Genomic DNA, 19,291 nt, shown 5'->3' on the forward strand with positions numbered 1-19,291 from the left:
AATCTCAAATTTATCCTGTAAATAAGCGTGTTTATTGACCCCGAATAAGTTTACTAAATATTGACGCAACAAAAACGAAAAAGGTGATCAAGTTAATATTTTTATGCGCTAAGTACAGTATCATGTGCCACATAAGTCAGGACGGATTTATCAGCCCAATATTCTAGCGAACGGAGTATTTGCACACAGAATAGGCTAATAACTAACTATATAATCAGAATAATTCTCTAAGGATCCTGTTATGGCTACTCAATCAGAAGCTCAAGTTGAAGCTCCCCAAGCTACTCGTCTCGAAGAAGATCTTTTAGGTCAACGTCATGTTCCAGCTGATGCTTACTACGGCATCCACACTCTACGCGCAATTGAAAACTTCAATATCTCAAATGTAACGATCTCAGATGTACCTGAATTCGTTCGCGGTATGGTGATGACAAAAAAAGCAGCGGCTTTAGCAAACAAAGAGTTAGGTGTAATTCCAAGCGAAGTGGCTAAATACATCATTGAAGCTTGTGACCTAATTCTAGACACTGGCAAGTGTATGGATCAGTTCCCATCGGACGTTTTCCAAGGTGGCGCTGGTACTTCTGTAAACATGAACGCGAACGAAGTGGTTGCTAACGTTGCACTTGAACTGATGGGCAAAGAAAAAGGCCAATATGAGTTCATCAACCCAAATGACCATGTAAACCGCAGCCAATCTACAAACTGTGCTTACCCAACTGGCTTCCGTATCTCTGTTTACAACAGCGTTCGCAAACTGATTGATGCTATCGAGTACCTAAAAGGGGCATTCGAGCTTAAGAGCCAAGAATTCAACACAATCTTGAAAATGGGTCGTACTCAACTTCAAGACGCAGTTCCAATGACAGTTGGCCAAGAGTTCCACGCTTGGGCTGTAACCATCAATGAAGAAATCAAAAACCTAGAATACACTTCAAAACTACTGCTTGAAGTAAACCTAGGCGCGACAGCTATCGGTACGGGTCTAAATGCAGCACCGGGTTACCAAGGTCTAGCGGTTAAACACCTAGCAGAAGTAACTGGCCTAGAGTGTGTTGCTGCTGAAGATTTGATCGAAGCAACATCTGACTGTGGCGCATACGTAATGACGCACGGCGCACTTAAACGTCTAGCCGTTAAACTGTCTAAGATTTGTAACGATTTACGTCTACTGTCTTCAGGTCCACGTACTGGCTTCAATGAATTAAACCTACCTGAACTGCAAGCGGGTTCTTCAATCATGCCTGCTAAAGTAAACCCAGTTGTACCTGAAGTAGTAAACCAAGTTTGCTTTAAAGTTCTAGGTAACGACAACACGGTTTCTTTCGCTGCAGAAGGCGGTCAACTTCAACTGAACGTAATGGAACCCGTTATTGCACAAAGCATGTTTGAGTCTCTAGACATTCTAACAAACGCATGTGTGAACCTACGCGACAAGTGTGTAGACGGCATTACGGTAAACAAAGAAGTGTGTGAATCTCACGTATTCAACTCTATCGGTATCGTTACTTACCTAAACCCATACATTGGCCACCACGAGGGTGACATTGTAGGTAAGATCTGTGCAGAAACTGGTAAGAGTGTTCGTGATGTGGTTCTAGAGCGCGGTTTATTAACCGAAGAAGAACTTGATGACATTTTCTCTGTTGAAAATTTGATGCATCCTCAGTATAAAGCAAAACGCTACGAGTAAATCTAGCAAACAGGGCTCCAAACGGAGCCCTTTTTTAGGCTCCAATACGGTTAACCATGCTTAATTTGTGGATTTCCCGTTAATTGCCTTTTTGCTCAATTGAATCTAAACAATAGAACTATTATGTGAATATTCCATCGACGAATGTTCACATAATAAAATCTAAAATGAGGTGTTACTTATGATTGCAGTAGAACTATTTGTCGTCCTGCTCTTTATCTTTTTGGGGGCCAGAATTGGCGGTATCGGTATCGGCTTTGCCGGCGGCGCTGGCGTGATTGCCCTTTCACTTATTCTTGGTGTTCCAACGAGCCAATCTTTTATCCCAGTTGATGTAATCTTGATCATCATGTCGGTAATCACTGCGATTGCTGCAATGCAAGTTGCTGGCGGTATGGATTGGTTGGTACAAATTGCGGAAAACTTTTTACGTAAACACCCTGAGCGCATTACCTTTTATGCACCTATCGTTACCTTCGTCATGACATTAATGGCAGGTACAGGTCACACCGCTTTCTCAACACTACCAGTGATTGCTGAAGTGGCTAAAGGCCAAGGTGTTCGCCCTTCTCGTCCTCTTTCTATTGCGGTTGTTGCCTCTCAAATTGCGATCACAGCTTCGCCTATTTCGGCAGCCGTTGTGGCTTTCGCAGCGATGCTTGCACCATTTGGTGTCGATTACCTAACGCTATTGATGGTTTGTATTCCAACAACCTTCATCGCTTGTATGGTTGGTGCGGTTGTAGCGAACTACATGGGCAGTGAACTAAAAGACGATCCAATTTACCAAGAGCGTCTAGAGAAAGGTTTAATCAAGCTGGCAACCGAAGAGAAACGCGAAATTCTACCAACAGCGAAGAAAGCGACTTACATCTTCCTTGCGGCGATTGGTTTTGTTGTTTGCTACGCAGCCGCTATCTCTAGCTCTGTTGGCCTAATTGAAAACCCAGCACTGGGCCGTAACGAAGCGATCATGTCTGTGATGCTGGCAGCAGCAGCGGCAATCGTGATGTTCACTAAGATTGATGCCGCGAAGATTTCTTCGGCTCCAACATTCCGCTCTGGTATGACAGCATGTGTGTGTGTACTTGGTGTGGCTTGGTTAGGTTCTACGTTTGTAAATGCACACGTAGCAGAAATCAAAGACGTAGCGGGCGCTTTACTGGCTGACTACCCATGGATGCTAGCTCTAGTATTATTCTTCGCTTCAATGCTGCTTTATTCTCAAGGCGCAACAACGGTAGCACTAATGCCTGCAGCACTAGCAATTGGCGTAGCACCATTAACGGCTGTTGCTTCATTCGCAGCGGTAAGCGCACTGTTCGTTCTTCCAACTTACCCTACGCTACTGGCAGCGGTTGAGATGGATGACACAGGCTCTACTCGTATTGGTAAATACGTATTTAACCACCCATTCTTCATCCCAGGTGTGGCAACAATCAGTACCGCGGTAGCACTCGGCTTCGCATTTGGCGGACTGTTTATCTAACATTCGCTGATAACTAAACCCCTAAAAGGAAGCTTCGGCTTCCTTTTTTATATTCTGAGCAATGTGTTTTTTGACACTAATCAAATTAACATTAGAAAGTTATAAAAACGGACAAAAATAAAATTTGAATAAAATTCCCAGACTATTCCCATTAGCAATATAGAACGCCTATTAACGTGACCTCCCCTCCTTATTCTCGAACCCACATCGAATATTAATCCAAGCTAACTAACCAAAAAACCTTTCCTTTTTTATGCCAATTTTCCCCTTACGCACTGTCCACTATTTTTGTGAACAACACCAAACTTAAATAACTGAGTAAAGAATAAAATAACCGCAGCTAAATTAAATTCCATTCGAGTTTGTAAATATAAATAACAAACAGATTTAATTTAAGGTGAAAACTTTTAATTAAAGATGAGAGTTTTATAGGGGCGATAAATTTATCAAATCAACCTTTTATAACTTTAATTGTATTCACAATCTAAAAATTATTAGTCGCTGATTAACATCAATTCTATTTAAGATAGAAGCAAGGAGATAGCCATGACGACTCAGACTATACCAAACGAGAACAAAAAAGGTGGCTTCTTTGCCAATTTTAAGTTCCCTTCTGCCTACACCATTTTATTCATTCTTATCGCGCTAGTAGCCCTACTTACATGGATTGTTCCAGCGGGCCAATACGACCGAGCGATGAATGAAGAACTGGGCCGAGAAGTACCTGTTACCGGAACCTATCAAGCGGTAGAAGGTAATCCTCAAGGTGTGATTGACGTACTGCTAGCGCCTATTGACGGCTTCTACGACCACAATAGCTACGAAGCAGCAGCAATCGATGTTTCGCTGTTCATCTTAATCATTGGTGGCTTCTTAGGCTTAGTGACCAAAACCGGCGCAATTGACGCGGGTATCGAACGCGTAACCGCCCGGTTAGAGGGGCGAGAAGAGTTGATGATACCGATATTGATGGCATTGTTTGCCGCTGGCGGTACTGTCTACGGCATGGCGGAAGAATCACTGCCATTCTACACGCTACTAGTACCTGTCATGATGGCTGCTCGCTTTGACCCTCTTGTTGCAGCTGCAACCGTATTGCTTGGCGCGGGGATTGGGGTGCTAGGTTCTACCATTAACCCATTCGCAACAGTTATCGCCGCCAACGCCTCTGGTATTCCATTTACTGACGGTATCGTGTTGCGTATTGCCATGCTCGTCATTGGTTGGATCATCTGTGTCGCATACGTCATGCGTTACGCAAGAATGGTTCAAGCAGATCCATCAAAATCAATTGTGTTCGACAAATACGAAGAGAACAAAGCGCATTTCCTTGGCAACGCGAGCGACGAAAAACTTGATTTCACCACAACGCGTAAATTAATCCTCACTATTTTCGGTGGCTCTTTCGCTGTGATGATTTACGGTGTATCGGTTGCTGGCTGGTGGATGGCAGAGATCTCAGCTATGTTCTTAGCCGCGACAATCATTGTCGGTATTGTGGCTCGTATGAGTGAGGAAGAGTTTACGACTAGCTTCATTGATGGCGCCCGTGACCTACTTGGCGTTGCGCTAATCATTGGTATTGCGCGTGGTATCGTGGTTGTAATGGACCGCGGTATGATTACGGATACAATCCTTTTCTCAGCAGAACAAATGGTCACCGGGCTTTCTTCGGTTATCTTTATTAACGTGATGTTCTTATTAGAGATTTTATTATCATTCTTAGTGCCGTCTACCTCTGGTTTAGCCGTGCTCACTATGCCAATCATGGCACCACTTGCTGACTTTGCTGGCGTAGGTCGAGATCTTGTTATTACCGCTTACCAATCAGCCTCAGGCTTGGTTAATTTAATCACTCCAACCTCTGCAGTTGTAATGGGTGGCTTGGCTATTGCTCGTGTCCCTTATGTGCGTTGGGTTAAATGGGTAATGCCATTGATCGGTATCTTAATGGTGTTCTGCGTTATTGCGCTAAGTATTGGTGCACTGATCTAAACAAACTTTATCTATATACGATTCACTTAAACCTTCTCGTCCAAAGCCGCTTTCTTAGCGGCTTTTTTGTCGCTATCGATTTCAACGTAAGCACCCTGTCATCAAAACGTCCTCTCAAGCTGTACACGTAACATTCGCGGCCTCTTCTCTTCTCTTCTCTTCTCTTCTCTTCTCTTCTCTTCTCTTCTCTTCTCAAAAGTAAACATTAAATGAGCCAAAGGCACTAACGATAAAGAGTGAAAACCCTTTTAATTATAAAAAAACATTGAATAAAATGGCCATCAATTGGTCACCATGATGTTTAGACAAATAGTTAGTCACTTATTAGAGTTAATTATATTTTAATAAATTCACAGTCTAATAAACAGGCGGGAGTTAATGCCCTTTTTCATCAAAAATAACGCCTAAACAGCCGATTTTAAAATGTGATCACAATAGCTTTATTCGCATTTACTTTGTTAATAAATAATTAATTTCACATCCAAAATTAAATATCTAAATAAAAACAATGCATACTTCTAAGCTAAGTACACTCCTATCAATAAAACTATTCTGCATATAATCTCTCGCAAATTAGGTTTTAGGAAGTTTAGTTTAAAAATCATGCATAAAGTTCCCTAACAGCTAACTATTTAGAATCGTCCTGTCATGCCCAAAAATGCATAAAGTTTGTTAAAACCCTTATATTTAAAGGGCTGAGGGATAAAAAACAATTTGTGATAGATCTCTAAGAACACCTGACTAGCAGGCGTAATATTAATTCCAGACAAGAGATATGAATAAATAATTCATTCTTCTCAACTGAAAATAAATAATTACTCTTAGCGATAAAAGTAATTCAAATATATAAGAGAGAGACGATCATGAGTAAGTTCTATGTTGGTTCTGAAATAGGTCAATTACGCCGCGTTCTAGTTCACCGCCCAAGACGCGCACTGACTCACCTAACACCCTCTAACTGTCACGATTTGTTATTTGATGACGTACTGGCTGTTGAGCGTGCAGGTAAAGAGCATGACGCATTTACTAAAACGCTACGTGATCAAGGTGTTGAAGTTCTTCTTCTTACTGACCTGCTAGCAGACACACTAGCCGTGTCAGAAGCGAAAGATTGGCTACTAAGCTGCCAAGTATCTGATTACCGTTTGGGTAAAACATTCGCAAATGATGTGCGCTGCTACTTGGGCGACTTACCAAACCTAGAGCTGGCAAAAATCCTAACGGGCGGACTGTCTTACGCTGAGATGCCAATGAAATCATCTTCAATGATGCAAGGCATGCACGCACCAACCGACTTCATTGTCGAGCCTCTACCAAACCACCTATTTACTCGCGACACATCTTGCTGGGTATACGGCGGTGTATCCATCAACCCAATGGCGAAACCTGCTCGTCAACGTGAAACAAACCACGTTCGCGCTATTTACCGCTGGCACCCAACATTCGCAGGCCAAGACTTCATTAAATACTTCGGCGATGAAGAAAAAATCAACTACGACAACTCAACAATTGAAGGTGGTGACGTTCTTGTGCTCGGTCGTGGCGCGGTGCTTATCGGCATGTCTGAGCGTACAACAGCACAAGGTGTTGAGCACTTAGCATCTAGCCTATTCAAACACGGCCAAGCGAAACAAGTTATCGCAATGCAGCTACCAAAACACCGCTCTTGCATGCACTTAGACACCGTTATGACTCACATGCGTGAAGATACGTTCTCTGTTTACCCTGAAGTGGTGAGTAAAGATGTGCAGTGTTGGAACCTAACTGGCGATGAATCTGGCGCTGTAAAAGTGAAAGAAGAAGGCTACTTCGTTACCGCTATCGAAAAAGCACTTGGCGTAGACAAGCTGAACCTAATCACCACAGGTGGTGACAACTTCCATGCGGAACGTGAACAGTGGAACGATGCGAACAACGTACTGACAGTTAAACCAGGCGTCGTTATTGGCTACGAAGGCAACACATACACCAACGAAAAATACGACAAAGCAGGCATCACGGTTCTTCCGATTCCAGGAGACGAACTTGGCCGCGGTCGTGGTGGCGCACGCTGCATGAGCTGCCCAATTGAGCGTGATGGTATCTAATCACTAAGACGAAAACGGCCAAGTTGAACAATCTTAAATAATCTCAACTTGGCCAAAATGAGAGAACACAATTATGACTAAGCAAACTGTTGTTGTTGCACTCGGCGGTAACGCCCTACTTCGTCGCGGTGAGCCGTTAGAAGCCGACGTTCAACGCCGTAATATTGAAACAGCGGTTAAAACCATCTCTGAAATCGCGAAAGTGTACAACGTCGTGTTAGTGCATGGTAATGGCCCACAAGTTGGCTTACTTGCCTTGCAAGGTTTGGAATACAAAAAAGTAAACCCATACCCGCTAGATGTTTTGGGCAGTGAAACTCAAGGCATGATCGGCTACATGTTGATGCAAGAGTTTAAGAACTACCTGCCTGACCGCAACATCTCATGCATGCTAACGCAAATGACCGTCGATCCGAACGACCCTGCATTTGCTGATCCAACGAAGCCAATTGGCCCGATCTACGAAGAAGCAGAAGCACGTGAATTGGCGGAAAAATACCACTGGATAGTAAAACCAGATGGCAAACATTTCCGTCGTGTAGTACCAAGCCCAAGACCGACAGGCATTGTTGAGCACGAAGCGATCACACAGCTTATCGATGCGGGTCACCTAGTCATTTGTACTGGCGGCGGTGGCATCCCAGTGAAAAAAGATAATGGCAGATTAGTTGGTGTTGAAGCTGTTATCGATAAAGACATGTCGGCCGCTTTCTTAGCTAAACAATTGGATGCGGATGCCCTGCTTATTTTGACCGACGCTGACGCTGTATACCTTGATTGGGGCAAACCAACTCAACACGCACTGCGCAGTACCACACCAGGTGAATTGGCGAAGTTTGAATTTGATGAAGGCTCAATGGGGCCAAAAATTGAAGCATCGTGCGAATTCATTCAACAAGGCGGCAAAGTGGTTGGTATCGGCGCACTCGAAGATGGCTTGCAAATACTGCAAGGCCAAGCGGGCACCAATATCACTAAAGGTTAACGCATTAGCGAGCTTTATTACCTTGAAATACTTAAAGCTTGAGAACCTTAAAGCTTAAGAACCTTAAACCTTGAGAGCTCTTAAAGCTTGCGAAAACAGAATTAAACGAAACAAACAGAACCGAACAAATTTAACTAAAAATTGAATCGCGCTTTCTTGAATTTTCTTTCCCTGTAACAAGAAAGCGCCTAAATCTAAGAAGGAATACATCATGGCTTTTAACCTACGCAATCGTAACTTCCTAAAACTACTAGATTTCACTCCACGCGAAATTCAACACTTGTTAGATCTTTCTATGGAGCTAAAAAAAGCGAAGTACAACGGTTACGAACAGCCAACACTGACTGGCAAAAACATTGCGCTTATCTTTGAGAAAACGTCCACTCGTACTCGCTGTGCATTTGAAGTTGCCGCATTCGACCAAGGTGCTCGAGTTTCTTACTTAGGCCCATCTGGCTCTCAAATCGGCCACAAAGAATCAATGAAAGATACGGCTCGCGTGCTAGGCCGTATGTACGATGGCATCGAATACCGAGGTTTCGGTCAAGAGATCGTTGAAGAACTAGGCGCTTACGCTGGTGTTCCGGTATGGAATGGTCTGACTGACGAATTCCACCCAACACAAATCCTGGCTGATTTCCTAACCATGACGGAATACGGCCGTGGTAAACAACTGCATGAAATCAGCTTTGCTTACCTAGGTGATGCTCGCAACAACATGGGTAACTCTCTGATGGTTGGCGCTGCGAAAATGGGCATGGACATTCGCCTTGTTGCGCCAAAACAATTCTGGCCACAAGAAGAGCTATTGGCTGAGTGTCGTGAAATTGCAGAGCACACGGGCGGCAAAATCACGCTAACTGAAGATGTTCAAGAAGGCGTACAAGGTTGTGACTTCCTATACACCGACGTTTGGGTATCTATGGGCGAAGCAAAAGAAGCGTGGGCTGAGCGTATCAACCTAATGATGCCTTACCAAGTCAACATGGAAATGATCAAAGCAACGGGTAATCCACATGTGAAGTTCATGCACTGCCTACCGGCTTTCCACGGCGAAGACACCACGATCGGTAAACAACTTGCGGCTGAGTACCCTCAGCTAAAAGACGGCGTTGAAGTGACAGATGAAGTGGTTGAGTCTGAATACTCTATCGTGTTCGATGAAGCTGAAAACCGCATGCACACCATCAAAGCAGTAATGGTCGCGACACTAGGCAGCTAATAAGTTAAGTAGTTAAGCAGTTAAGCAGTTAAGCACTCACTTGTTCGCAAGACGTTAATAAGTTAAGTGCAATAACAGGGAAATGCGGGTGGCGTACTTGGGATTTAGCCCTTGGATAAAGCTCGCATTTTTTTTCATTCGATTGAAGAGATTATCGCAAAAAAAACACAAGTTTTTCAGTTTCAACAAAGGCTTAAATGGAAGTTAAAAACGGACGTTATTTCGCATAAAAATCCATAAAATGAATACTTTACAGAAAGTATTGCATGGCCTTTTTATCTGAGTATAATCCTCCGCAATTTGTCTTAAAAGAGCAAAAAATGAACCGCAACTTTGTCGCACATGATTGTCAACCAATACGCCTTAGAATGGCGTTGGTATCATTTTTATTTTGCTCTATTGATCGTTTCGAAGCCTCCTATTTTTAGGGGGCTTTTTTTTGTCTGCAATTTGACTGTATGCATAGAAGGAAGACCCGTTATGGCGCATTCGTTATTTAACAAGCACATCATCTCTATTCCAGAGCTCACTCGTAATGAACTGGAGCTTATCGTCGATACCGCAGCAAGGCTCAAGGCTGAGCCAAATCCGGAATTACTGAAAAACAAGGTTGTCGCGAGTTGCTTCTTTGAGCCTTCAACTCGAACTCGCCTTTCATTTGAAACCGCAGTTCAACGCCTTGGCGGCACGGTAATTGGCTTCGATAATGGCGGCAACACATCACTGGCTAAGAAAGGTGAAACACTTGCAGATTCAGTGCAGGTCATTTCTTCTTACGTCGACGCCTTTGTCATGCGTCACCCACAAGAAGGCGCGGCACGTTTAGCCTCTGAATTTTCTAACGGTGTTCCGGTCGTGAATGGTGGCGACGGTGCAAACCAACATCCAACTCAAACCTTGTTGGATCTGTTCTCGATTTATGAAACTCAAGGCACGCTCGACAACCTCAATGTGGCGTTTGTTGGCGACCTAAAGTATGGCCGCACTGTGCACTCATTGACGCAAGCGCTATCCAAATTCAATAACGTGCGTTTTTTCTTTATCGCGCCAGAAGTCTTAGAGATGCCAGATTATATCTGTGAAGAATTGGAAGAGATGGGAATCCAATACAGCACACACACCAGCATTGAAGAAGTCGTGCCTGAACTGGATGTTCTTTACATGACTCGCGTACAGAAAGAACGCTTTGATGCATCTGAATACGCGCACATGAAATCGGCTTACATTCTGACGGCCGATACGCTGAAAGACGCTCGCCAAAACATGAAGGTACTTCACCCACTGCCACGCGTCGACGAAATCACAACTGACGTCGATAAAACGCCACACGCTTACTACTTCGAACAAGCCGAAAACGGTGTGTATGCACGTGAAGCTTTATTAGCCCTAGTTCTAAACGACACTTTATAAGCAGGAGATACAGTCATGGTTAAACAAACTCAGCTACAAGTAGAAGCGATCCGTAACGGCAGTGTCATTGACCACATCCCTGCTCATCTTGGGATTAAAATTCTCAAACTGTTCAAGCTACATAAAACAGAGCAACGCATCACGATGGGGTTAAACCTGCCATCATCAGCGCTCGGCAATAAAGACCTAATCAAGATTGAGAACATCTTTCTGACCAAGGAACAAGGAAACCAATTGGCTCTGTATGCGCCGCAAGCGACTGTGAATCAGATTGAAGAGTACAAAGTAGTCAACAAACTAACGCTCGTGTTACCAGATAAAATCAATAGTGTCTTCGCTTGCCCAAATAGCAACTGCATTTCGCACGGCGAACCGGTTGAAAGTAGCTTTAAAGTGCAGCTAAAACACGAAAAAGTACAACTCAAGTGCCACTATTGTGAAAAAGTATTCTCTCGCGAGATCATGAGTGAAATTCGCTAACCCTTAGCACCATTATCACGGACTCAAAAGCACATTAACCTTAATGGATATTTATGCCAAACCCGGAATAAATATCCATTTCACAATAGAATAAAACTCCAAATTAAAAGCAGTTAACTAGAGTTTTATTTGGTGATCCCCCTCAAAAAGATAACTATCCTTTAGTGGTAGACTGCCTGCATAGAAGATCATACATCACGCATACCTTCCCCTTAGACTTAGGGATTCACCGGTAAGCCCTGTTTTAAAATCGTACTCTACGGCTTTGGGAGTGCGCTCGGCGCTATGGACAAGCGATACCCACACGTTGACTCTAAGGAGTTGTTCATGAACGAAATTACTGAGCACGGTTGCTTGTATTCAGCTGAAGATAAAACACTGACTGCAGCGTGCAAACGCTTACTACAACAACAGAGCTTCTCAACCCAAAATCAACTGCGAGAGAAACTCGTCGATATTGGCTACACAGGTATTAGCCAATCGACCGTATCACGCATTTTGTCACAGCTTGGCGTCGTAAAAATTCAGAATGCTTGTGGTAAAAAAGTCTACTGTATAACCGTTGAAAGCGCACCTGTGCGTGTCGATGCGTCAATCTCATCACAAATCGAATTGATTACTCACAACCAAGCAATGGTCATCGTAAAAACAAACCCAGGCTGCGCACAACTGGTGGCAAGGTTAGTTGATATCGATCCACATACAGAAATTATCGGAACCGTTGGTGGTAACGATACGGTTTTAATTATTCCAAAAGACACGAGTAATATTGATGCTTGCGAACAAGTAGTAAGAGCACGCTTGGGCGTTGCCTAAATGTTTCAACGACAAGGGCTGATAACTTCAGTGGCGCAGCTCACCACCTGTTTGTTATTCAATAAATTGGCTCACCCACCTTAGGGGATATTTATTTGTCGATGAAACTAATAGCCAACTATTACGGTCTGATTGAGTTAAGATACCTTTAACTCCATTTTGATGACTGACAGTATGCGACGACTTGCCACATTACTTTTTGTTTGTGTTTCCTTATTCACTCAGCCAACCTTCGCGGCTTTTGGAAACAACAACGCCGAGCCAAGCTTCGGAGCCAATAACAATGGCTTTGTTCCTGTAGACCAAGCTTTCCCTTTCAATTACTACCAGCAAGACGGCAAAGTTCTTCTCGACTGGCAAGTAAAAGAAGGCTACTACCTCTATCAACATAGCCTCTCGTTCACTGGCCAAAATCTCGCTATCGGTGATGTTGAAATGGAAGATGGCCAACCACACCAAGATGAATTTTTTGGTGAGGTGAGTATTTATACTCAGCCGTTATTCGTGCAAGTTCCTCTACAGAACTATCAAAATGGTTCACAGCTGATCGTGAAATATCAGGGGTGTGCTGACGCTGGATTCTGCTACCCACCAGAAACTCGAGTAATCGACATTGAACCGTTTACTGCGACGATTCCTGGGGAGATAAAAAGCAGTGATGTACAAAACAGTGGTGATGTGCAAAAAAGCGGTGCCTCGCAAGGTTCTTCTGACGTCGCGGTTCAAGCTGACAATTCAGTACAACCCTCTTCTCCTACAACTGACACAGCAAGCAATACCACTCAACAAACCAATGCTCCCGTTTCAAAAGAAGCAGGCTTAGCCGATAAGCTTGGTGACAGTTGGTGGACTCCATTACTATTCTTAGCACTCGGTGTTGGCTTAGCCTTTACTCCGTGTGTTCTGCCGATGTATCCGATTCTAACGGGTATCGTATTAGGTGGTGGTAAGCTCAGCCAAGGTCGTGCGCTGATGCTGTCTTTCATTTATGTGCAAGGCATGGCGTTAACTTACACCTTATTGGGTTTAGTGGTTGCCTCTGCGGGTATGCAGTTCCAAGCAGCCATGCAACATCCTTACGTGCTAATTGCGCTGAGCGCTCTGTTCGTGGCTCTGGCCATGTCTATGTTCGGTGTTTATAACCTGCAACTACCAAGCAGTATCCAAACCTGGCTCAACAACCAAAGTAACAAGCAACAAGGTGGCAATACCTTAGGTGTGTTCGCTATGGGTGCTATCTCTGGTTTAGTATGCTCGCCTTGTACGACAGCACCGCTGTCAGGCGCGCTACTGTATGTCGCTCAAAGTGGTGACTTGTTTACAGGTGCGATTGCCTTATACGCCCTTGCGATGGGAATGGGAATACCGTTAATTTTGGTTGCAGTATTCGGTAATAAGTTACTACCGAAAGCGGGTAACTGGATGGATAAAGTGAAAATCGTATTCGGCTTTATCTTGCTCGCTGCTCCTATCTTCCTGCTGGAACGCATCATCCCTGAGTTGTGGGCAACGGTGCTTTGGTCTGGATTGGGCTTCATTGCGTTTGGCTGGCTTTACCACAGCAAGAATGCCTTACCATTTGGTGGCTGGAAACAGAGCGCTGTTGGCATCATCGCGATGCTTGGGTTGTTTGCCTCAGCACAACCTGCATTGAATTACTGGTTTGCAGAAAATAAAATCGTGGTTGAGCAACCGATCCAATTTGCACGCATCCACACCGTTGAAGAGCTAGAGATACAGCTGATCGAAGCAAGAAAACTGGGGAAACCTGTGATGCTCGATTTCTACGCAGATTGGTGTGTGGCATGTAAAGAGTTCGAGAAGTACACCTTCCATCAAGCCGATGTCGAGAATAAACTTTCAGATTTTGTGCTTCTTCAAGCAGACGTAACCAAGAACATGCCTCAAGACATTGAACTGCTTAAACAATTACAAGTGTTAGGTTTACCTACCATTGAGTTCTGGGACGGTGAGGGCAACCATGTTCCAAATGCTCGTGTAACCGGTTTTATGCCAGCTGATTTATTCTTAAAACACATGCAAGACCACCAGCTATAAGCTTGTTATAACAGTAGCGACAACAGTAACTGACAGTTTCTAAGCTATTCAGTTATATAGAGTAAATCTGAAAGCCGCGCAATCTTCTCCCTAAGTGAGATGATTACGCGGCTTTTGTGTTATTGAAAGCAACGGTTTCTTATTCTGGGAATAAAAGTCGATATGGTTCAGACTTTTAATGCATAAATATTGTCCACATACTCAATCAGGATGATAATAAATATTAACTAAATTGTTAAAAGTATGAACGTCATGGACTCGACCTATACCATCATCATTGCCGATGACCACCCTCTCTTTCGTAACGCCCTGTTTCAGTCAGTACACATGGCGATCAGCGGTGCGAATCTGCTTGAGGCCGATTCTCTCGATGCCTTACTGACCCTACTGAAAAAAGAAGACGAACCCGATCTATTACTTCTCGACCTAAAAATGCCGGGCGCGAATGGTATGTCAGGCTTGATTCAGCTACGCGCTGAATATCCAGATTTACCGATTGTGGTTATATCAGCTAGCGAGGATGCTAGCGTTGTCAGCCAAGTTAAAAGTCATGGTGCTTTTGGCTTTATTCCTAAATCGAGTGATATGCGTGAATTGGTGAGCGCGCTCAATCAAGTGCTGAATGGCGACCCGTTCTTTCCTGAAGGACTGATCACCAATAAAGCCGCCTGCAACGACCTTGCAGAAAAACTTTCCTCACTGACGCCTCAGCAATATAAGGTCTTGGGAATGCTTTCTGACGGCCTACTTAACAAGCAAATTGCGTATGAATTGAATGTTTCGGAAGCGACCATCAAAGCGCATATGACGGCCATCTTCCGTAAACTGGATGTGAAAAACAGAACTCAAGCGGTTATCTTGCTACAAGAAGTCCACAATTAAACTTCACTCACATCCTCTTCTAAAGTCGTCTTGGGTAAACATAAACCCAGCTTGACGACTTTATGATCATCTATCTCTGCCACCACCCAATTGATGTCATACCATTCGAAGCTATCACCTAATACAGGATGCGCTCCAAGCTCTTGATCAACCAATTGTTTTAGCGTCATTTCTCGTTCTTCTTCCGAGCCCAATTCAATGCCATAACAATCACTGACTGCAGAAATTGATAGCCCAACATCAAGGAAGAAATCACCAAAGAATCGTGCGGCGTCTTCGGCTAAAGGTGCCTCACTGAATAGCTCACTTAAACTGTCTAGGTCTTTATCTTGACCAAGCACACAGAGAATATCGTTCGCCTCTAACACGGTACTACCCGATGGATGGAGCAAGGCATCTTTTCTAAATAGTGCGGTAATTCGCGTCCCTTCTGGCATAGACAAGCGCTTAAGCGGTTCGCCAATACACCACTTTTCCTCTTTCAACTTATAGACAAACATCTCCCACTCACTGGTAGGGTAAATCTCAATGCCGGTACGAGAAATCGGTGTCGGCGTTGGTGGTAAGGTCACTTTAGCCAGTCTCGCGACTTTCATTAAACTGCCGCCCTGAACAATCAGCGAAACCATAACCACGAAGAAGGCTATATTGAAGTACAACTGAGCATTAGGCAGGCCTGCCATCATCGGGAAAACCGCCAAAATGATCGGCACAGCGCCACGCAAACCCACCCAAGAAACAAACCAGCGTTCCTTGGTGGTAAAGCTTCTAAACGGCAGTAAACCCAACCAAACAGACAATGGGCGAGCAAACAAAATCATACCGAAGGCCAGTGCTAACGCAGGAAGCGCAATGTCCATCAACGTCGATGGCGTAACCAACAAACCCAACACCAAGAACATCACGATTTGACTTAACCACGTCATACCGTCAAGGACATTAAGAATAGAGTGTCGAGAGCGCGTTGGGCGATTACCAATGAACAGACCCACTAGATAGATCGATAAGATGCCGCTACCGCCCAGCATATTAGAGAACGCAAACAGAGCGACGCCACCGCTAAGTACCAGAATGGAGTAAAGGCCATCAGCCAGTTGCACTCGATTGATTAAGCTCCACAAAACCCAACCGCCACCGATTCCGACAAGCGTGCCGATACCAAACTGCATAGCAAAGCTTTGCAGTAGGAAATTAATTCCCATCTCAGCATCAGGGTTGCCCAGCAGCGCGATTAAAGTGACGGTCAGGAAGACAGCCATAGGGTCGTTGGTACCGGATTCGATCTCTAGCGTTGAACCAACACGTTCATTGAGGCTCTGCCCTTTCAGCAAAGAAAATACCGCTGCCGCATCGGTTGAACCAACAATCGCCCCAACCAAAATGCCCTGCATCAGTGATAGGTCAAACAGCCAAGCAGCCATTAAGCCCGTTAGAGTTGCGGTACATGCGACACCTATCGTCGCCAGCGAGAGCGAAGGCCAGAAAGCAACCTTGAAGCTCGCCACCTTGGTTCGCATACCGCCATCCAACAGAATCACGGCAAGCGCAAGGTTACTCACCAAGTAGGTCAATGAGTAATCATCGAAATTAATGCCACCAGGGCCATCTTCGCCCGCCAACATACCAACGAACAAAAAGATCAAAAGAATCGGAACGCCCAATCGAGAGGACACTTGCGAGAAAAGCACACTGATGGCGATTAATACAGCACCAGTCAAAAATAAGTGGTTAATGGTTATTGCGTCCAATTCGTTCCCCCAAAGAATAAAATCCGAGCTTTAAGCCTGTTGATCTTTTGCCACTAGCTTGTTGATCTTCTGCCGTTTAGCAAGGCACGGTCGGTGAAAGTGCCGTAGTTACTATAACAAACTTATGTTTCGCTTCGTGTCATAAGCAGGGCTAAATACCGTTTCTCGGTCATTTAGTTGTTAAATTTTATGACTCGCAGTCTAATTCATCCCTTTTTGTTAGACCTTCGGCTAATTTAACAACATTGTAACATCACATTTTTCTATGGTTATGCCTCCTAGATCCCATATTTCAGTACATTAGCGCTAATACCATCCCGACTAAAGTTGCACAGATCCCTTGACTTATCCTTGCTACATTCTAAATCGTAACATTACGTTAACACGCTATTTTACAAAACGGTTTCTACGAAAACGGAATAAAGGAGAAGGCAATGGCGTTCGAATCAACAGAACATGCTCAAGCCTACTGGAAGGAAAACTTGGGAATAATGGGCACACTACTCGCAGTGTGGTTTGTAGTGTCTTATGGCGCTGGCATCTTATTTGTAGATGTTTTAAATACCATTCAATTTGGCGGATTTAAGCTAGGTTTTTGGTTCGCTCAACAAGGTTCAATTTATACCTTCGTGGCGTTGATATTTATTTACGTTGTTCGCATGAATAAGCTGGACAAAAAATACAACGTACAGGAAGACTAGAGGCTAGAACATGGATATTCAAACTTGGACGTTTATTCTCGTCGGTATTACTTTTGCAGTATATATCGGCATCGCAATCTGGGCTCGCGCTGGAACAACCAGTGAGTTCTACGTAGCTGGTGGTGGTGTTCACCCAGTAGCAAATGGCATGGCAACAGCCGCTGACTGGATGTCGGCAGCATCGTTTATCTCAATGGCAGGTATCATCTCATTCGTTGGTTACGACGGTGCGGTTTACCTTATGGGTTGGACAGGTGGTTATGTACTACTTGCACTATGTTTAGCACCTTACCTACGTAAGTTCGGTCAGTTTACAGTTCCTGATTTCATCGGTGAACGTTACTACTCGAAAACAGCACGTATGGTAGCGGTATTCTGTGCAATCTTCGTATCGTTTACGTACGTTGCAGGCCAGATGCGTGGTGTGGGCGTTGTATTCTCTCGTTTCCTAGAAGTTGATATTAACCTAGGTATCGTTATTGGTATGGGTATTGTGTTCTTCTACGCAGTACTCGGTGGCATGAAAGGCATCACTTATACGCAGGTAGCTCAATTCTGTGTCCTCATTTTCGCCTTCCTTGTTCCAGCAATCTTTACTTCGATCATGATGACAGGTAACCCGCTTCCACAAGTTGGTATGGGTTCAACACTATCCGGCACCGATGTTTACTTACTTGATAAACTGGATGGCCTAACTGAAGAACTCGGATTTACCGCCTATACCGAAGGTAACAAGAGCATGGTGGATGTATTCTTCATCTGTGCGGCTCTAATGGTTGGTACTGCGGGTCTTCCACATGTAATCATTCGTTTCTTCACAGTACCAAGAGTACGTGATGCTCGTATCTCAGCGGGTTGGGCACTACTGTTCATCTCATTGCTATACACAACAGCACCAGGCGTTGCAGCATTCGCTCGTGTAAACATGATCGAAACAATTAACGGCCCAGATATGCAAGGTGTCGCCGCAGCAGACGCACCAAGCTGGTATAAAAACTGGGAAAGCACGGGTCTAGTAGGCTGGGAAGATAAGAACGGCGATGGCAAAATGTTCTACTCGGGCGATGAACGCAACGAGATGAAGATTAACCGTGACATCATCGTACTGGCTTCGCCAGAGCTAGCTAAACTACCAAACTGGGTTGTCGCACTACTTGCTGCCGGTGGCTTAGCCGCTGCACTATCAACAGCCGCAGGTCTACTATTGGTCATCTCAACGTCGATTTCACATGACTTGTTGAAGAAAGGCTTTAAACCAAATATGACCGACAAGCAGGAGCTATTAGCCGCTCGTTTGGCAGCCATGGTCGCGATTGTTGGTGCGGGTTACTTAGGTATTAATCCACCAGGTTTCGTAGCACAGGTAGTCGCGTTTGCCTTCGGCCTAGCCGCAGCATCCTTCTTCCCTGCCATCATCCTAGGTATCTTCTACAAGAAGATGAACAAGGAAGGCGCAATTGCAGGTATGTTGTCAGGCATAGCCTTCACAGCAAGCTACATCATCTACTTCAAGTTCATTAACCCAGCAGCAAGCACACCTGAAAACTGGTGGTTTGGTATCAGCCCAGAAGGCATTGGTACGCTAGGTATGTGTCTAAACTTCATCGTATCAATTGCAGTGAATAAAGTGACAGCTGAAGTACCAGAAGATGTACAAGAGATGGTTGAGTCTATCCGTTACCCTAAAGGTGCTGGTGAAGCTCACGACCACTAAACCGCTCACTA

Annotated in this window: 14 protein-coding genes; 13 read left to right on the forward strand and 1 reads right to left on the reverse strand. The window is 44.4% G+C overall.

The features are described from left to right. Nucleotides 1-241: 241 nt before the first annotated feature. The 11 genes from aspA (at nt 242) to AACW75_RS26310 (ending at nt 15,117) form a co-directional block, all read left to right on the forward strand. Nucleotides 242-1,693, forward strand: a complete 1,452-nt coding sequence (gene aspA, locus AACW75_RS26260; RefSeq protein ID WP_017073746.1) for an aspartate ammonia-lyase — start codon at nt 242-244, stop codon at nt 1,691-1,693. 181 nt (nt 1,694-1,874) lie between these two features. Continuing rightward, nucleotides 1,875-3,182, forward strand: a complete 1,308-nt coding sequence (locus AACW75_RS26265) for an anaerobic C4-dicarboxylate transporter (protein ID WP_004729714.1) — start codon at nt 1,875-1,877, stop codon at nt 3,180-3,182. A gap of 546 nt (nt 3,183-3,728) precedes the next feature. Next, on the forward strand, nt 3,729-5,177 hold the full coding sequence (locus tag AACW75_RS26270) for a YfcC family protein (RefSeq protein ID WP_017073747.1): 1,449 nt from the start codon (nt 3,729-3,731) through the stop codon (nt 5,175-5,177). An 863-nt stretch (nt 5,178-6,040) separates the two neighbouring features. After that, on the forward strand, nt 6,041-7,264 hold the full coding sequence (arcA, locus tag AACW75_RS26275) for an arginine deiminase (protein WP_017073748.1): 1,224 nt from the start codon (nt 6,041-6,043) through the stop codon (nt 7,262-7,264). 73 nt (nt 7,265-7,337) lie between these two features. After that, nucleotides 7,338-8,249: a carbamate kinase gene (gene arcC / locus AACW75_RS26280; protein WP_145570034.1), complete on the forward strand. Its 912-nt coding sequence runs from the start codon at nt 7,338-7,340 to the stop codon at nt 8,247-8,249. Between the two features lie 211 nt (nt 8,250-8,460). Further along, entirely contained in the window at nt 8,461-9,471 is a 1,011-nt protein-coding gene (locus AACW75_RS26285) for an ornithine carbamoyltransferase (RefSeq protein WP_145570035.1), read from the forward strand. A gap of 480 nt (nt 9,472-9,951) precedes the next feature. Then, nucleotides 9,952-10,881: an aspartate carbamoyltransferase gene (gene pyrB / locus AACW75_RS26290; protein WP_017073751.1), complete on the forward strand. Its 930-nt coding sequence runs from the start codon at nt 9,952-9,954 to the stop codon at nt 10,879-10,881. 15 nt (nt 10,882-10,896) lie between these two features. Continuing rightward, a complete protein-coding gene (gene pyrI, locus AACW75_RS26295; RefSeq protein WP_017073752.1) occupies nt 10,897-11,361 on the forward strand; it encodes an aspartate carbamoyltransferase regulatory subunit in 465 nt (154 codons plus the stop codon). Between the two features lie 327 nt (nt 11,362-11,688). Then, nucleotides 11,689-12,177, forward strand: a complete 489-nt coding sequence (locus tag AACW75_RS26300; RefSeq protein WP_029224885.1) for an arginine repressor — start codon at nt 11,689-11,691, stop codon at nt 12,175-12,177. Nucleotides 12,178-12,351: 174 nt separating this feature from the next. After that, on the forward strand, nt 12,352-14,235 hold the full coding sequence (locus AACW75_RS26305) for a protein-disulfide reductase DsbD (RefSeq protein WP_145570036.1): 1,884 nt from the start codon (nt 12,352-12,354) through the stop codon (nt 14,233-14,235). A 252-nt stretch (nt 14,236-14,487) separates the two neighbouring features. Then, nucleotides 14,488-15,117 carry a response regulator transcription factor gene (locus tag AACW75_RS26310; protein WP_145570037.1) on the forward strand — a complete coding sequence of 210 codons (630 nt, stop codon included), beginning with the start codon at nt 14,488-14,490 and terminating at the stop codon, nt 15,115-15,117. Here the strand turns inward: AACW75_RS26310 and AACW75_RS26315 are convergent. Next, on the reverse strand, nt 15,114-16,865 hold the full coding sequence (locus tag AACW75_RS26315) for a potassium/proton antiporter (RefSeq protein WP_145570038.1): 1,752 nt from the start codon (nt 16,863-16,865) through the stop codon (nt 15,114-15,116). The two genes, AACW75_RS26310 and AACW75_RS26315, sit on opposite strands and share 4 nt — an antisense overlap. Before the next feature lie 434 nt (nt 16,866-17,299). Between AACW75_RS26315 and AACW75_RS26320 the strand changes: the two genes are divergently transcribed. After that, nucleotides 17,300-17,566, forward strand: a complete 267-nt coding sequence (locus AACW75_RS26320) for a DUF4212 domain-containing protein (protein ID WP_009844701.1) — start codon at nt 17,300-17,302, stop codon at nt 17,564-17,566. Between the two features lie 10 nt (nt 17,567-17,576). Next, nucleotides 17,577-19,280 (forward strand): sodium:solute symporter family protein, encoded by a 1,704-nt coding sequence (locus AACW75_RS26325; RefSeq protein WP_017073758.1) that lies wholly within the window; start codon nt 17,577-17,579, stop codon nt 19,278-19,280. Nucleotides 19,281-19,291 lie beyond the last annotated feature (11 nt).

The organism is Vibrio sp. L3-7, assembly GCF_963898195.1.
Lineage (GTDB): Bacteria > Pseudomonadota > Gammaproteobacteria > Enterobacterales > Vibrionaceae > Vibrio > Vibrio echinoideorum.

What these genes read in the sequence shown, in the direction of transcription:
- aspA (WP_017073746.1), top strand. Translation starts at nt 242, where the DNA reads ATGGCTACTCAATCAGAAGCTCAAGTTGAAGCTCCCCAAGCTACTCGT.
- AACW75_RS26265 (WP_004729714.1), top strand. Translation starts at nt 1,875, where the DNA reads ATGATTGCAGTAGAACTATTTGTCGTCCTGCTCTTTATCTTTTTGGGG.
- AACW75_RS26270 (WP_017073747.1), top strand. Translation starts at nt 3,729, where the DNA reads ATGACGACTCAGACTATACCAAACGAGAACAAAAAAGGTGGCTTCTTT.
- arcA (WP_017073748.1), top strand. Translation starts at nt 6,041, where the DNA reads ATGAGTAAGTTCTATGTTGGTTCTGAAATAGGTCAATTACGCCGCGTT.
- arcC (WP_145570034.1), top strand. Translation starts at nt 7,338, where the DNA reads ATGACTAAGCAAACTGTTGTTGTTGCACTCGGCGGTAACGCCCTACTT.
- AACW75_RS26285 (WP_145570035.1), top strand. Translation starts at nt 8,461, where the DNA reads ATGGCTTTTAACCTACGCAATCGTAACTTCCTAAAACTACTAGATTTC.
- pyrB (WP_017073751.1), top strand. Translation starts at nt 9,952, where the DNA reads ATGGCGCATTCGTTATTTAACAAGCACATCATCTCTATTCCAGAGCTC.
- pyrI (WP_017073752.1), top strand. Translation starts at nt 10,897, where the DNA reads ATGGTTAAACAAACTCAGCTACAAGTAGAAGCGATCCGTAACGGCAGT.
- AACW75_RS26300 (WP_029224885.1), top strand. Translation starts at nt 11,689, where the DNA reads ATGAACGAAATTACTGAGCACGGTTGCTTGTATTCAGCTGAAGATAAA.
- AACW75_RS26305 (WP_145570036.1), top strand. Translation starts at nt 12,352, where the DNA reads ATGCGACGACTTGCCACATTACTTTTTGTTTGTGTTTCCTTATTCACT.
- AACW75_RS26310 (WP_145570037.1), top strand. Translation starts at nt 14,488, where the DNA reads ATGGACTCGACCTATACCATCATCATTGCCGATGACCACCCTCTCTTT.
- AACW75_RS26320 (WP_009844701.1), top strand. Translation starts at nt 17,300, where the DNA reads ATGGCGTTCGAATCAACAGAACATGCTCAAGCCTACTGGAAGGAAAAC.
- AACW75_RS26325 (WP_017073758.1), top strand. Translation starts at nt 17,577, where the DNA reads ATGGATATTCAAACTTGGACGTTTATTCTCGTCGGTATTACTTTTGCA.